Origin of the sequence: Aeromonas sp. s11, from assembly GCF_040907945.1 — a bacterium.
In the GTDB taxonomy this organism is placed as follows: Bacteria; Pseudomonadota; Gammaproteobacteria; order Enterobacterales; family Aeromonadaceae; genus Aeromonas; species Aeromonas veronii.
The window spans coordinates 22456-36399 of sequence record NZ_JBFOCU010000028.1 but is presented as its reverse complement, the minus strand read 5'-3'; the positions used below and the strand labels follow the sequence as shown (position 1 = coordinate 36399).

The following is a 13944-nucleotide window of genomic DNA, read 5'->3' as shown; positions in this document are numbered from 1 at the left end:
AAGAGTCTGCTGCCACTGACTCCTGGTGAAGGCGACAGATTACAGTTCCAGATGAAATCACACATGTTCCGCCACCGATGAAATCGCTTGCGCTCACAAAACAGACAATCACACCAGCCTATTTCTTTCACGCTTGTTTCACGCCCCCCCCGGCACAATGCCCTCATACCAACGACAGGAGTATGAAATGAACAAGGCAAGCGCAAGCGTAATCGGACTGTTGACCCTGATGTCTGTCTCCTCTTTTGCCATGGCGGCCTACACAGGCCCGCAAGAGCAGAACAAGGTTTCCGTTGCTCAGCTGAAAGATCTGGCCGATGACAGCTGGGCCACCCTGGAAGGGAAACTGGTCAAGCACCTGGGCGGCGAGAACTATCTGTTCCGCGATGCCAGCAGTGAGGTGGAGGTCGAAGTGGATCAGGATGTGTGGCGTGGCACCGAAGTGGGCCCGGATGATCAGATCCGCATCCGTGGTGAAGTGGACCACAGCTGGAACAAGACCGAAGTGGAAGTGAAAACCCTGGAGAAAGTGGGCGCGGCCCCGCAGACCAAGGGCGGCTTTATCGCCAAATAAGGCCACTTCAACGACGAACTGGCCAGACGTTAAAAGGGCGCTTGATATCAAGCGCCCTTTTGCATGGTTAACCCAGCGTCACCGCTTAACCGGCCCGACTGGCAAAGGCTCTCTTGAACCCCTTCTCGGCCTGATTGACCTTGTAGAGGTAACGGCGCGCCTCCTCTTTGGGATGCTGTTCGGTCAACACCTGATAGACCGCCTCGGGGGAGAGCCGGTTGATCCGGCCCGGCGCCGCCTTGCGATCGCTGGAGAAGGTATTGAGTACCCCGCCCGCACCACCGTTATAGGCGGAGATCACCGCATAGCGACGGGAGCGCGGATCCTGAATATCCGCCAGATAGACGGTCTGCAACAGGTGCAGATAGGCGGTACCAACATCGATGTTGTAGGCCGGGTTGAACAGCTCCTCCCGGGTCGGCTGACCGTTCTTGCCCTTGACCCGGACATAGACGTCACGACCGGCAGTGGCCGGAATCACCTGCATCAGGCCATAAGCGTTTGCATGGCTCACCGCATAGGGGTTGAAGCTGCTCTCGGTCTTGATCACCGCATAGATCAGGCTCTCCGGCACGCCGTATTTGCGCGACGCTTCCCGGATGATCCCCGCATACTTGTAGCCCCGTCGATCTTCATGGTTGGCCACCATGGGAATATCAACGAAGAAGATGGTGCGAATACCCAGAGTGCGCTTCTTCATCGCCGTATTGAGCAGGTAATCGGCATAACGCTCGGCGCGCCAGGAGGCGCGGATTGGCTGGCGCTGATTGTCCAGCACCTGACCATAGAGGAAAGGCTCGCCACCGGTCAGAATTTCCCGATCGGAGTAAAGATCCACTTCGGCCGGATCGTCCGGCGTCAGCAGGGTCTCGATGATGGCGCGACGCAGGTGAGCGCGGGGATCGATGCCCGAGACCGTCTCCACCATGATGTGACCGCTGGAGAAGTCGATGTGGGCCCGGCTCTTGTACTGATCCGTGTATTTGACGTAGTCAAACTTGCCCGCAAACAGCGCCTCCCGCCCCCATATCTCGTTCACGTTATGGGAGAGCGCGCTGATCATGTGTTCAAAACCGCGGATGTCCTTGCCGTTGACCAGATCGTCATCCTCACTCCCGCTGGGCTTGGGGGAGGATGAGCAGGCAGAGAGAAACAGCAGGGTGCACAGCAGCCAAAAAAATCGGCCCATAGGATCCTCAAACCGGGCAGCAGAGCTGCCCATCATTCATTTGCTGCGACTTCAGGAGCGGTCACGCCAGTGTGGCGCCATTCCCGCACCTGTTCACACGTACAACAGCCGGAGAGCTTACTGGGCAGGCGGGGTGTAACCTTCGATCTGCACTTCACCTGCATCAAACAGGTAGCTGACCATCTCTTTTTCCAGCAGTTGGCGATGCTCAAGATTCATCATGTTGAGCTTTTTCTCGTTGATCAGCATCACCTGCTTCTTCTGCCACTCAGCCCAGGCTTCCTTGCTGATGTTGTCAAAAATCCGCTTGCCGAGCTCACCGGGATAGAGTTGGAAATCCAGACCCGGGCCCTCTTTTTTCAGGCGTTGGCAAAATACAGTACGGCTCATGTTGACCTCTATGGTTGTAACTCTGGATAGGCGAGCAGACGGGCCGTGGCGGCCGCCAGCCCCACCTCGGCAGGATGGCGTAAGTTATACCAGAGTCGGTTATCTGCTTCCATGAGCCGCAGCGGCTGCGCCTCATCAATGTCAATCAGCAACGGCTGAATATCGAGATGGAAGTGGCTGAAGGTATGGCGAAAACCGGCCAGTTCACGATAACCGTGATGGCTCAGGCCGAGGGACGCCAGCAGACCATCCACCTCCGCCAGCGAGGCCACCTGCGGGAAGCAGTAGAGCCCGCCCCAGATCCCCTGCGGCGGCCGCTTCTCCAGCAGCAGCTCATCGCCGTGACGGATCAGCAGCATGACGCCGTCACGGGCCGGAATGCTCTTCTTGGGCTTGCTGTTGGGATAAGCGGTAGGCTTGCCTTGCGACAGCCCCTGGCAATCGGCCCGCACCGGACAGCGATCACAAGCTGGCTTGCTGCGGGTGCAGATAGTGGCCCCGATATCCATCATCGCCTGGTTGTAGTGCGCCACACCGAGCTTGGGGGTGAGCCGAATAGCGATCTCCCACAGCTCGTTCTCCACCGATTTTTGACCGGGCCAGCCCGGCAGCGCCAGCCAGCGGGTAAGTACCCGCTTCACATTGCCATCAAGGATGGCGTGGGGCTGACCCAGAGAGAGCGACAACACGGCCCCGGCGGTAGAACGGCCAATCCCCGGCAATGCCATCACCTCGTCAAAGCGCTCGGGAAAGAGGCCGTGGTGATGATCGCGGATCTGCTGAGCCGCCTTGTGCAGGTTGCGGGCCCGGGCGTAGTAGCCAAGTCCGGTCCAGTGGTGCAGCACCTCGTCGACAGGGGCATCGGCCAGCGCCACCACATCGGGGAAGCGCGCCATAAAACGCTGGTAATAGGGGATGACTGTGGCGACCTGGGTCTGCTGCAGCATGATCTCCGAGACCCAGACCCGGTAAGGGGTCTTCTCCTGCTGCCAGGGCAGGGTTTTGCGGCCATGAAGCTCGTACCACTCCAGAACCCGGCTTGCGAAGGTTGATTGATTCACGTTGTTCTCATGTCGTTGATATAAGGGGAACTCTGCGGTTCCTTCGGCTCATCTGGCCTGCGTGGGCATAAAGTCATCCCGCAGCACAGCGCCAGCTGTCTGGTGCGGCAGCGTAAGGCCTCGTCACGCCCAAGTCAAAGCCGCGCTGACTGACGCTGCGGGCAGGTGGTGCTCAGGCAGCAAAGCGGTAACAAAGACGATATACTCGGCCCCACGATTGATGACGGGAGAGACGGTTTGCAGACTTATCTGGTTGGGGGCGCAGTGCGGGATCGCCTGCTGGGATTGCCGCAGGGCGACAGAGATTATCTGGTGGTCGGCGCCACCGTGGAACAGATGCTGGCGCTGGGTTTTACCCAGGTCGGCCGCGACTTTCCCGTGTTTCTTCACCCCAAAACCCAGCAGGAGTATGCCCTCGCCCGTACCGAACGCAAACAGGGTCAGGGCTACACCGGCTTTGTCTGCCACGCCGCCCCCGATGTGACGCTGGAACAGGATCTGCTGCGCCGGGATCTCACCATCAACGCCATCGCCGAGGATGATCAGGGCCAGCTCCATGATCCCTACGGCGGCATCAAGGATTTGGAAAAACGGCTGCTGCGCCACGTCTCCCCCGCCTTTGCCGAAGATCCGCTGCGCATCTTGCGGGTCGCCCGCTTCGCCGCCCGCTTCCACGCTCAGGGCTTTACCATAGCGCCGGAGACCCTCGCCCTGATGAGCGAGATGACGGCCGCTGGCGAGCTGGCCCACCTCACGCCGGAGCGAGTCTGGAAGGAGCTGGAGAAGGTGCTGCTGGGACCAACCCCGCAGATCTTTATCGAGGTGCTGCGCCAGTGCGGTGCACTCAAGGCGCTCTTCCCCGAGATCGATGCCTTGTTTGGCGTGCCCGCCCCGGCCAAGTGGCATCCGGAGATCGACACCGGCATCCACACCCTGATGGTGCTGGAGCAGGCGTGCCGGATCTCCCCGGAATTGACCGTCCGCTTTGCTGCCCTCTGCCACGACCTTGGCAAGGGAGTCACCCCCAAGGAGTTCTGGCCAAGCCATCACGGTCATGGCCAGAAGGGGCTGCCGCTTATTCGCGCCCTGTGCGAGCGGTTCCGGGTTCCCAACGAGTGCCGGGATCTGGCGCTGCTGGTGAGCGATCTGCATACCCACATCCATATCGCCTTTGAGCTCAAGCCAGCCACCCTGCTCAAGGTGTTCGACAAGGCCGATGCCTGGCGCCGCCCCGAGCGCTTTGCCCAGCTGCTGGATGCCTGTCGCGCCGACTTCCACGGCCGCACCGGTTTCGAGGAGCGGGTCTACGCCGAGCCGGACTATGTGGCCGAAGCGCTGGCTGCCGCCCAGGCGGTGCCGGTGAAAGAGATTGTGGCGGCCGGTTTCAAAGGGGAAGAGATCAAGGAGCAGCTCGCCAAAAAGCGCACCGATGCCATCAGCCGCATCAAGGATGAGTGGACCTTTATCGAGGAGTAACCTCGGCCCCATAACAGACGGCCGCCCTGATGATGAGCTCCGCAAGGAGAACATCGCCAGGGCGGCCGTTTTGCATCCAGATTGATATGTGAGGGGGCGCTAACCCCTGCTGGTGCCGTTATGCCGGACCAATTCGCTCCATCAGGCTCATATGGGATGAGCCATCGTGGCGCTTGAGGTTCTGGCGATATTCGAACTGGCGCTGGCTCTCCTGCTTGAGCCCCAGCATCAGCGAATAGCACATCGCCAACATGATCACCGAGAAGGGCAGCGCGGCTATGATGCTGGCCGCCTGCAAGGCTGCCAGGCCGCCGGAGACCAGCAGGATAGCGGCAACCAGCCCCTGCCCCAGACCCCATACGGCGCGGTGCAGTACCGGCGGCTCCTGATCACCGATGGAGAGCAGAGTCGTGATGACCAGCGTGCCCGAGTCACTGGATGTGATGAAGTAGGTGCAGATGAGCAGGGTCAACACGGCCTTGGCGATCCAGCCGAAGGTATCCCAGTGCAGCAGCTCGACCGTCTTGTAGAGCGCCAGCGTCACATCCTGATTGACCGCAGCGACCACGCCGCCACCGCCAAACAGCTCCAGATTCATCGCCGTACCGCCAAACACGGTGAGCCAGAACATGCCGAGCAGAGAGGGTACCAGCAACACACCGAGCACAAACTCGCGGATAGTACGCCCTTTGGAGATGCGGGCGATAAACATGCCGACAAACGGCGCCCAGGCAATCCACCAGCCCCAGTAAAACGCCGTCCAGCTCGACTGCCAGGCCGAGGTGCCGTTGGCTTCAGTGTTGGTCCAGAAGCTCAGTTTGACGATGTTCTGCAGGTAATCACCGATGTTCTGTACATAGGCGTTGAGGATATAGGTGGTCGGCCCCAGCACCAGAAAGAGTGCGAGCACGAAGACGCTCAGCCAGATATTGAGCTCGGAGAGGATCTTCACTCCGCGCCCGACCCCGGAAACCGCCGACAGAGTGGCGATCAGGCTGATACCGCCAATCAGCCAGAGCTGGTTGGACTGCGACACCGCCATACCAAACATCTGGTTGAGACCGGTATTCATCTGGGAGACCCCCAGACCGAGGGAGGTCGCCACCCCGAACACGGTGCCGAACACGGCCAGCACATCGGCCGCATGGCCCCAGAAGCCGTAGATGCGCTCACCGAGGATGGGGTAAAGCACGGAGCGGATCGCCAGCGGCAACTTGCGGCGATAACTGAAAAAGGCCAGCGATAGGCCAACGATCACATAGATGGCCCAGGGGTGCAGGCCCCAATGGAAAAAGGTGAGGCGCATGGCGATCTGGGCCGCTTCCGGGGTCATCCCTTCGGTAATGAACGGATTGCCCTGCAGATGGTTCATCGGCTCGGCGATGCTCCAGAACACCAGACCGATACCCATGCCTGCGCTAAAGAGCATGGAGAACCAGGCGAAGTAGCCGAACTCCGGTACCTGGTCGTCGTCACCCAGCCGGATGCTGCCAAAACGGCTGAACATCAGGTAGACAGCGAAGAACAGGAACAGGGCGACCACCAGAATGTAGTACCACTTGAACCCGGCAATAATCTGATCCTTGGCACCGACAAACCAGGCGGCCGCGGTATCGGGAACAAATACGCCAAACAGCAAAAACAGGGTGATCACGGTGAGGGCCGTCATGGCCATAGTCGGGTTGAGGCCTTTCAATAGCCCTTTGCTTGCTCGCATCCAGCCTCCTTAGTCGTTGTTGAAAAAGTCTTCGCCCACATGATCACCGGCACCGCCGATGGCGCGATAGACCAGTTTGCCGGCCGTCTGTTCGCGGTGATCCACCAGCGAAACCGAGGGCTGGCCATTCACGGCGTGACGCTTGCCAAGGAAGATGGCCATGGGGACGCCCAGATTGGAGATACCGCTGGTGATCCAGAGGCGGTTGAAGTCGTAAGAGCCACCGATGAACTCCAGCTGGGCCAGGCCGGTATCGAGGCCGGTCAGATAGAAGTTCATGGCACTTTCGTCAGGAAAGAGGTGCACCAGCACATAGGCGTAGCGCAATTCGTTCACCAACTCCTTTATATTGAAAGTACCTGTCTCACTGCAAGAGAGGGGTAACTCACCATCATAGTGGTGTACCTTGAGGTTGTTCGGGTCTTCATCATAAGCAGGCTGATAGCGCACAAAAGCCGAGGTATCCGGCAGTTCATAGCGCACTCTGACCACACGTAACTCGGCCACCAGAGACTTGATATCCAGCTCGTCATTCATCATTTAGCTCCTCAAATGTCAGGGTGAACTCCGTGAAATGTCCGTCAACCTAACACAAAATTGATTAGAGCAGAAATTATTACAACAAAAACCATATTGACCTTGTGCCGAATTAGGCGGAAAATTTTCCCCTCTCCATAGCCCTCCAATGACGCACACCCCATGGAAAAACATGATGAAGTGCTGGTCGCCCTGCGCCAGATTATTCGTGCCATCGACATGCACTCCAGGCGCTTAATCAAAGAAGCCGGGCTCACCTCCCCACAACTCTTGCTGCTCAAAGGGATCGACGAGCTGGGACAGGTCTCCATGCGTCAGCTGGCCGATCACACCAACATGAGCCAGGCCACCGCCACCACCATCATGGACCGATTGGAGAGCCGCCAACTGGTGCAGCGCGTTCGCAGCAATACCGACAAGCGCAAGGTTCACGCGACACTGACTGACGCAGGCCGCGCCCTGCTGGCCCAGGCCCCGACCCCGCTGCAAGAGCGCTTCATCCAGCGTTTTCAGGCACTGGAAGCGTGGGAGCAGACCCTGCTGCTCTCTTCCCTGCAACGCATCTCCGCCATGATGAATGCAGACGAAATCGATGCCGCCCCGGTGCTGAGCGTCAGACCCCTCACCGAAGAGCAGGCATAAGCTGCTGAACAATTTCAGGCATAAAAAAAGCTCCCGAACGGGAGCTTTTTTCAATCAGGGGCCGCAGAGGATTACTCTTCCAGGCTGATCCCGATATTGGAGACGCCATCCTGAGAGGCGAATGCTCTTATGGCCAGGATTCGATCGCTGTCGCGCTCATGGGCAACCCGCTTGAGCAGCTCGACCTGGAACTCCAGCTCGGCTTCCATGTACTCGTGCTCGTAGAGCTCCTCTTCGGTCAGATCCCGCTCTTCCAGCAGCTCGATAAAACCGGCCACGGTACCGACCGACGCATGGCTGGCATCGTTGGCCTCTTCGCCGACCCGGCAGATCACCGAGTTGTAGGCGCAGCCCAGCGCAACACAGGCATCAAGCGCCGGATAGGCACCGTAGGATTCAAACTTGCGGGGATCCGGAATGTGAGACTCGAACTCTTCGAGAATGGCCCCCAGATTGACCCGGGATCCCTTGACGGTGAGGTAGACCCACATCTGATCCAGCGCATGCCGGAAAGCGCCAGCATTGCCAAAACCGGAGGCCTGACAGAACAGGGCATAGTTGGGGTACATGCGCTCTGCCAGCGCCAGGGTGTAGACGGTCTGTTGCCAAGGCTGTAGCTCGGCCAGTCGCTTATAAAACTTGTCACCAAACACTGGAGTCGGATCCTTTGCAAAATGTGGGGCAGATTGTAGCCCACGAGGCGCGCGGCGAAAACGAAAAAGCGCCCTGGTCGGCTATGTTGCGATATGAAGTCAGGTAAGATGGGTCGAGAGCGGCATCTTGTTGCGCCGCAAATTCTGATAAGGAACAAGAGTATGAGCCAACGTACCCTTCTTTTGCTCAGCCAGGATAATGCTCACTACGAACGGCTGCTCAAGGCCGCCAATCTCCCCCATCTGCGCATTCTGCGAGCCGATAACCAGAGCGATGCCGAGAAGCTGATCGGCGAAGCCCATATTCTGATGGCCGAACCGGCCCGTGCCAAACCGCTGCTGCCCAAAGCCAACAAGCTGAGCTGGTTCCAGTCCACCTATGCGGGAGTCGATGTGCTGCTCGACCCTGACAGTCGCCGCGACTACCAGCTCACCAATGTGCGCGGCATCTTCGGCCCGCTGATGAGCGAGTATGTCTTTGGTCATCTGCTCAGCCTGATGCGCCAAATCCCCCTTTATCGGGAACAGCAGAAACAGCGACTGTGGCAAAGCCACCCCTATCAGGGCCTCAAGGGGCGCACCATGCTGATCCTGGGGACCGGCAGCATTGGTCAGCATATTGCCCACACCGGCAAACATTTTGGCATGAAGGTGCTGGGCATCAGCCGCAGCGGTCGGGAGCGGGCCGGGTTTGATCAGGTTTATCAGCTACCTGCGCTCAACAAGATGCTGGCGCAGGCCGATGTCATCGTCAGCGTGCTGCCAGCCACCCGCGATACCCGTCATCTGTTCAATGCCGCCCGCTTCGAACACTGCAAACCGGGCGCCATCCTGTTCAACGTCGGTCGTGGCAGCGCCGTGCACTCGGGCGATTTGCTCACCGCACTGCGTACCGGCAAGCTGGCGATGGCGGTGCTGGATGTGTTCGAGCAGGAGCCGCTGCCCGCCGACAGTCCATTGTGGGGCCAACCCAACCTCATCGTCACCCCCCACAACAGCGCCTACAGCTTCCCGGATGATGTGGCCCAGATCTTTGTGCGCAACTACATCCGCTTTATCGATGGCCAGCCACTGGATAGCAAAATCGACTTCGACAAGGGTTATTGACCGTCACTGCGCATGTAAAAAGGCCCCGCCAATCTGGCGGGGCCTTTCATTTCAGGCTGTGACGACAGGAATCAACCCGCTGCCAGCTCCTTGCGGTAGCTCTTCACCTTGGCAAGGAACTGACGACGCTCCTTGCCGCTGAGCGGTTCAGCCATCGGCAGCTTGGCGGTCATGGCATTGACCGGGCGGTTGTTGATCCGCAGCTCGTAGTGCAGGTGAGCACCGGTCGAGCGACCTGTGTTGCCGGAGAGGCCGATCTTGTCGCCCATCTTCACTCGCTGACCGGTTTTGACCAGCAGCTTGCTCAGGTGCAGATAACGGGTAGAGAGAGTACGGCCATGCTTGATGACGATATAGGTACCCGCCAGCGGGTGGCTGGTTGCCTTCTGGACGATACCATCGCCAGTCGCCAGCACTGGCGTGCCCACCGGCACCGCAAAGTCAGTGCCCTCGTGAGGACGCACCATACCGGTTACCGGATGTTTGCGCGCTGGGTTGAAGTTGGAGCTGATCCGATAGCGGCTGTGGGTCGGGTAGCGGCGGAATCCGCGCTCCAGACTGTTGCCCTGACCGTCGTAATAGTTGCCGTCATCGGAGAGCCAGGCCGATACCGTCTTGCCCTGGCTGGTCACTTCCACACCCAGCAGCTGGCTGTTACCAGTGCTCTTGCCTTCCACCGTCTCCTGGCGCACAAGCACTTTGAACTTGTCGCCCTTCTGCAGATCCTTGGCAAAATTCATTCGCCACTGGAACAGGTTGGCAATTTTCTGGATATGGTTGGCCGGAATCCCCGCATTGCGGGCACTGACATAGAAGCTGCCGTTGATCACCCCGTTGTAACGCTGCGGTTGCCACTCAACCTTCTCATTGATCATGGAGGCGGTATAGGCATCGTCGCTGCGAGCCATCACCAGCGTCTGCTTGATGTTCAGGCGGATTTTGAGTTGCTGCAGGATGTTGTCCTGATCGATCAGCAGCTCGATATTCTGGCCCGGCTTGAGGCGCGCCAGATAGTTCTTGTTGTCCGCGTCCAGCACCTTGTAGAGGGTGGTGGTGGATAGACCGAGATTGTTAAAAATGGCGGTCAGGTTTTCGCCGTTGCGGACCCGGTAATCCTGCCACTGGGGGGTGGTGTCAACCGGGATGTCGTCATCCGGCGCACTCTGATCAACCAGTTCGTGATCGGGAATTTCGTTAAAGTCGGTGTTGTTTTCGTTGGTTGCCGTACCTGCGGTATCAATGGGCAACTCAAGACGCAGCGGCCGCTCGAGGATGTCACCCGGAGCTGGCAATAATGCCACTGCTGACAGGGTCATGGCCGTCAGCATCAGCATGGCGTAAAAGTGTTTGCGGGGAACCGGTGGTTCCCAATTGGCAGCCTGTACTACCAAGGGACGGAGACGTTTCATCCGCTATCCTGTATTTAGATCTAAAGAGTGTGAGTTGCGATGTCTGTTGTGACAAAACCGTATAAAACTGTTTGTTGGACACAAATAGTTACAAATAGTTCATCACAATCTGCATGAACCTCACATTTTATGCATAACCTGCCCGGATGGGCAGAAATGATCGTCTTTTTTAACCATTTTTTCCTATTTTTAAGAACCGGGTCGGATTCGATACTGAATAGAAACCTGAAATGTTGCGATAACTTTTCCATGGAGTGGATATGTCGTTAGCAAAACTGTTAATCAGAATAATTGTCGTCCTGTTCCTGATCGGTGCAGCGCTGCTGTTTGCACTGGAAGTCACGACGGTCCGCCAATCCATCCTCGACCAGATGTCAGCCAACCTGGAAACCGCCATCACCGCTCTCGGGCTGGTGCTGCAAGGAACCCTGCTCAATGACGACAATGTGCTGGCCGAGACCATCGTCAATGCCATGTTCGATGGCGGCTTCGTCAGCTCGGTCACCCTGATCGATCCCGATGGCCAATTGCTGTTTCAGAAGGTCTTCCACTCTACCCAGCAAAATGTCCCCGGCTGGCTTCCCTCGGTTATCGGCATGCCCCCCGTCAAGATTGAGCAAGAGTTGACCGATGGCTGGCGCATGCTGGGCACTCTGACCCTTGAGGGGCATAGCGGCTACGCCTATCAGCATCTGTGGAATGCCATCAGTCGCACCGGTCTGGCGCTGCTGGCGGGCCTCGTCGTATTTACCCTGATCATCTCTCTGGTGTGCAAACGCCTACTGCAGCCCCTGGAGCAGATCAACCTGCAGCTGATCCGTATCCGCAAACACCAGTTCAACAGCACCTTGCCCACTCCCTGGTTGCAAGACCTCAAAGAAGTGGCACTTTCCATCAACCAATTGGTTTCCGAACGCAAACGGGATCTGCTGCAACAACGACTCAAAATCACCCAGCTGGGAAAACAGCTGCCACTGACGCCCCCACAGCCGCTGCAAGGAGTGAGCCCACTGCCGGAAGGCGGGCAACTGCAAAAATTTGTCTCCACACAAGGGGAGATCGCGCTCTATCAGCGTTTCTTGCCCAGTCAACCCCTCGGTGCCGACAGCGAGCTCGCAACCATCCAGAGCGCCCTGCAACAGTGGCAGCACTCTCATATAGAAGGGATCTTGCTGCCCCTCTCCCTGCTCAATCACCCGCAATGGTCCGAGATTGCCCCTCTGCTAAGCCAGGGTCGAGGAAAAACACTGGATTGGCGCTGGGATGTGGCCACATTCCCCGCCCACGGCCAAGCCACATTGGCCGCGCTACAGGAACAGGGGTGTGAGCTCGCCTTCAGCGCCATTCCCCTCAATGCGGATACCTTCAATCAACTTGACCCGCTCAATCCCATCTTTATCAGCTGTCAGCTGACCGATGCGCCGCTCTACTGGAATCTGCTCTCCCAAACCATGCATGCCGCCGGTTATACCCTGCTGGCAGAATCGGGAGAGTGTCGCGACATCGACAAACTGCGGACCTGGGGTATCGATGGTTATGCCAAGGAGGCGCAATCATGAAGAAGCTCGCCATGCTGTTGCCCCTGCTGTGGCAACCCGGCCTGATGGCTGAAACCGTCACTATCACCACCGGGGGTGAGCAGGGGATTTATCACCAGATAACCAAAGAGTTTTGCCGTCTGGCCCATGAGGTCGATGAGCAACTTGCATGCACATTGCAGAGCTCATCGGGTTCAATAGAAAACCTGACGCGGCTGAAGAGTAGCGAGACCTCCTACGCCATGGTGCAGTCAGACTGGCTGTATCAGGCAAGCAAGGGCTTGGGCCCTTTTACCACCCAGCCGCAACCTGAGCTGCGCGCCCTGTTTGCCACCCATGCCGAGCCCTTCACCATAGTGATCCGTGCCGATGGCGATATCACGTCACTGGAACAGCTCAAGCTTGCTCCCATCGACATGGGGTTGAAGAGCTCGGGAACCCGCCAGACGGCGCTAACCCTGTTCAACATCTTGGGAGCGAAAGAACAGGATCTCGATCTGAAGAGCATGGCCAACCTGCCGGATGCGCTCTGTAGCAAGCAGATCGATGCATTTGCACTTGTGATGGGACACCCTAACCGGATTGTGCTCGACACCGCCAAACGTTGTGCGGTCACTTTCCTCCCCATCGATGGGGCCACCCGTGATCAGCTACTCAAGGGGGTCAAATATTACCAACGCAGTCAGGTGCCCGCCCGCATCTACCCCGGCAATCTGAAGGCGACCCCCACCTTTGCCATTGCCGCCACTCTGGTTACCAATGCCACCATGCCGGAAGAGTCTGTCTATCGCCTGACCAAGGCCATGCTGACCCAGCAGACCAAGTTCAATGAGCAGACTTATGGCTACGCCAATATGTTTCACCGGGCACGCAATAAAACCGGCCCGGTGCTGAGTATTGAGCAGCATCCGGGCGCAGCGAAATATTTCGATGAGTTGAAGGCGGCGGGCAAGCTATAGCTGACGACGGGGAGAGCGCAGTTGCTCGCTGGAGAAACGGGTCTTCATCGATGTCCACTGCGCCAGCCGATCGGCACTCCCCGCCAGCGTCCCTTCTCGCCGTGACTTCATGATCCAGATGCTTTTGGCATCGAAGCTGTAGACGGGGATGAGATCGGTTCGCTTGCTACCCGGCAGGATCCGGCTGTTGATGTTGTCGAGCACCAGTGGGTCAGCCTTGGGCGTAGGGAAGTAGAGCGTCACCATGTGGAACTGGTTGTAACGCACCGCCTTGACGTAGGCCAGCCGCAGCTTCTTCTCATCCACCCCCAGCTCCATCAGGGTGTAGTACTTGGATATGCTGTAATCCTCGCAATCCCCACCCCGGGCACCGATGAACTCCAGCGGATTGGCCCAGTAATCCTCATCTCCCCACAGCTTGGGATCCTCGCTGTAGGTCAGATTGTTGAAGTAGTTGTTCACCAGCTCGATCTTCTGCTGGTCGGTTGTACCCGCTCTGGGGGTGAGCAAGCGAGAGAATGCCTCGGCCCGCTGGATGGCCCGACCACCATAAACTTCCTGCAGCTTGGCCCGCAGGTCCGGACTGGCAATATATTCGGAAAGACGCGAAGCCTGCACGTTGGCGCAACATAGCGCCAGAGTACAGGCCGGGATCAACAACCATTTCATACCGGACACTCCATGTCAGATGC

At 58.2% G+C, this 13944-nt stretch carries 14 protein-coding genes; 6 read left to right on the top strand and 8 right to left on the bottom strand.

The annotated features are described in order from the left end of the window. Positions 1–187: 187 nt before the first annotated feature. Positions 188–574: a YgiW/YdeI family stress tolerance OB fold protein gene (locus AB5Y84_RS08710; RefSeq protein ID WP_368176779.1), complete on the top strand. Its 387-nt coding sequence runs from the start codon at positions 188–190 to the stop codon at positions 572–574. A gap of 85 nt (positions 575–659) precedes the next feature. Here the strand turns inward: AB5Y84_RS08710 and mltC are convergent, their stop codons facing one another. The 3 genes from mltC to mutY form a co-directional block, all read right to left on the bottom strand. Beyond that, positions 660–1763 (bottom strand): membrane-bound lytic murein transglycosylase MltC, encoded by a 1104-nt coding sequence (mltC, locus tag AB5Y84_RS08705; RefSeq protein WP_368176778.1) that lies wholly within the window; start codon positions 1761–1763, stop codon positions 660–662. A gap of 117 nt (positions 1764–1880) precedes the next feature. Continuing rightward, the gene (locus AB5Y84_RS08700; protein ID WP_005335828.1) at positions 1881–2153 is read right to left on the bottom strand and encodes an oxidative damage protection protein; all 273 of its coding nucleotides are present in this window, start codon (positions 2151–2153) and stop codon (positions 1881–1883) included. An 8-nt stretch (positions 2154–2161) separates the two neighbouring features. Then, positions 2162–3214 (bottom strand): A/G-specific adenine glycosylase, encoded by a 1053-nt coding sequence (gene mutY, locus AB5Y84_RS08695; RefSeq protein WP_368176777.1) that lies wholly within the window; start codon positions 3212–3214, stop codon positions 2162–2164. A 237-nt stretch (positions 3215–3451) separates the two neighbouring features. Between mutY and AB5Y84_RS08690 the strand changes: the two genes are divergently transcribed. After that, complete coding sequence (locus AB5Y84_RS08690; protein WP_069526901.1) at positions 3452–4690, top strand: multifunctional CCA addition/repair protein; 1239 nt, start codon at positions 3452–3454, stop codon at positions 4688–4690. Between the two features lie 118 nt (positions 4691–4808). Here AB5Y84_RS08690 and AB5Y84_RS08685 read toward each other — a convergent pair whose 3' ends face one another. Both AB5Y84_RS08685 and AB5Y84_RS08680 read right to left on the bottom strand, forming a co-directional pair. Further along, entirely contained in the window at positions 4809–6407 is a 1599-nt protein-coding gene (locus AB5Y84_RS08685) for a BCCT family transporter (RefSeq protein ID WP_005335834.1), read from the bottom strand. Positions 6408–6416: 9 nt separating this feature from the next. Then, positions 6417–6944, bottom strand: coding sequence for a hypothetical protein (locus AB5Y84_RS08680; protein ID WP_368176776.1), 528 nt, complete (start codon positions 6942–6944; stop codon positions 6417–6419). A 162-nt stretch (positions 6945–7106) separates the two neighbouring features. Between AB5Y84_RS08680 and AB5Y84_RS08675 the strand changes: the two genes are divergently transcribed. Further along, a complete protein-coding gene (locus AB5Y84_RS08675) occupies positions 7107–7586 on the top strand; it encodes a MarR family winged helix-turn-helix transcriptional regulator (protein WP_368176775.1) in 480 nt (159 codons plus the stop codon). A gap of 71 nt (positions 7587–7657) precedes the next feature. Here AB5Y84_RS08675 and AB5Y84_RS08670 read toward each other — a convergent pair whose 3' ends face one another. Further along, complete coding sequence (locus AB5Y84_RS08670; RefSeq protein WP_021231718.1) at positions 7658–8239, bottom strand: YjaG family protein; 582 nt, start codon at positions 8237–8239, stop codon at positions 7658–7660. Between the two features lie 162 nt (positions 8240–8401). Here AB5Y84_RS08670 and AB5Y84_RS08665 point away from each other — a divergent pair, with 162 nt between their 5' ends. Continuing rightward, positions 8402–9346, top strand: a complete 945-nt coding sequence (locus AB5Y84_RS08665; RefSeq protein WP_216947400.1) for a D-2-hydroxyacid dehydrogenase — start codon at positions 8402–8404, stop codon at positions 9344–9346. 71 nt (positions 9347–9417) lie between these two features. Here the strand turns inward: AB5Y84_RS08665 and mepM are convergent, their stop codons facing one another. Further along, positions 9418–10755 (bottom strand): murein DD-endopeptidase MepM, encoded by a 1338-nt coding sequence (mepM, locus tag AB5Y84_RS08660; protein WP_005354854.1) that lies wholly within the window; start codon positions 10753–10755, stop codon positions 9418–9420. Positions 10756–11015: 260 nt separating this feature from the next. Between mepM and AB5Y84_RS08655 the strand changes: the two genes are divergently transcribed. Together AB5Y84_RS08655 and AB5Y84_RS08650 are read left to right on the top strand one after the other, a co-directional pair. Further along, entirely contained in the window at positions 11016–12314 is a 1299-nt protein-coding gene (locus tag AB5Y84_RS08655) for a LapD/MoxY N-terminal periplasmic domain-containing protein (RefSeq protein WP_338773673.1), read from the top strand. Then, positions 12311–13252: a TAXI family TRAP transporter solute-binding subunit gene (locus AB5Y84_RS08650; RefSeq protein ID WP_368176774.1), complete on the top strand. Its 942-nt coding sequence runs from the start codon at positions 12311–12313 to the stop codon at positions 13250–13252. The genes AB5Y84_RS08655 and AB5Y84_RS08650 overlap by 4 nt, the downstream gene beginning before the upstream one ends. On the opposite strand, the gene AB5Y84_RS08645 is transcribed toward AB5Y84_RS08650, so the two are convergent. Next, positions 13247–13921 (bottom strand): transglutaminase-like cysteine peptidase, encoded by a 675-nt coding sequence (locus AB5Y84_RS08645; RefSeq protein ID WP_005335848.1) that lies wholly within the window; start codon positions 13919–13921, stop codon positions 13247–13249. The genes AB5Y84_RS08650 and AB5Y84_RS08645 overlap by 6 nt on opposite strands. Between the last annotated feature and the right edge of the window lie 23 nt (positions 13922–13944).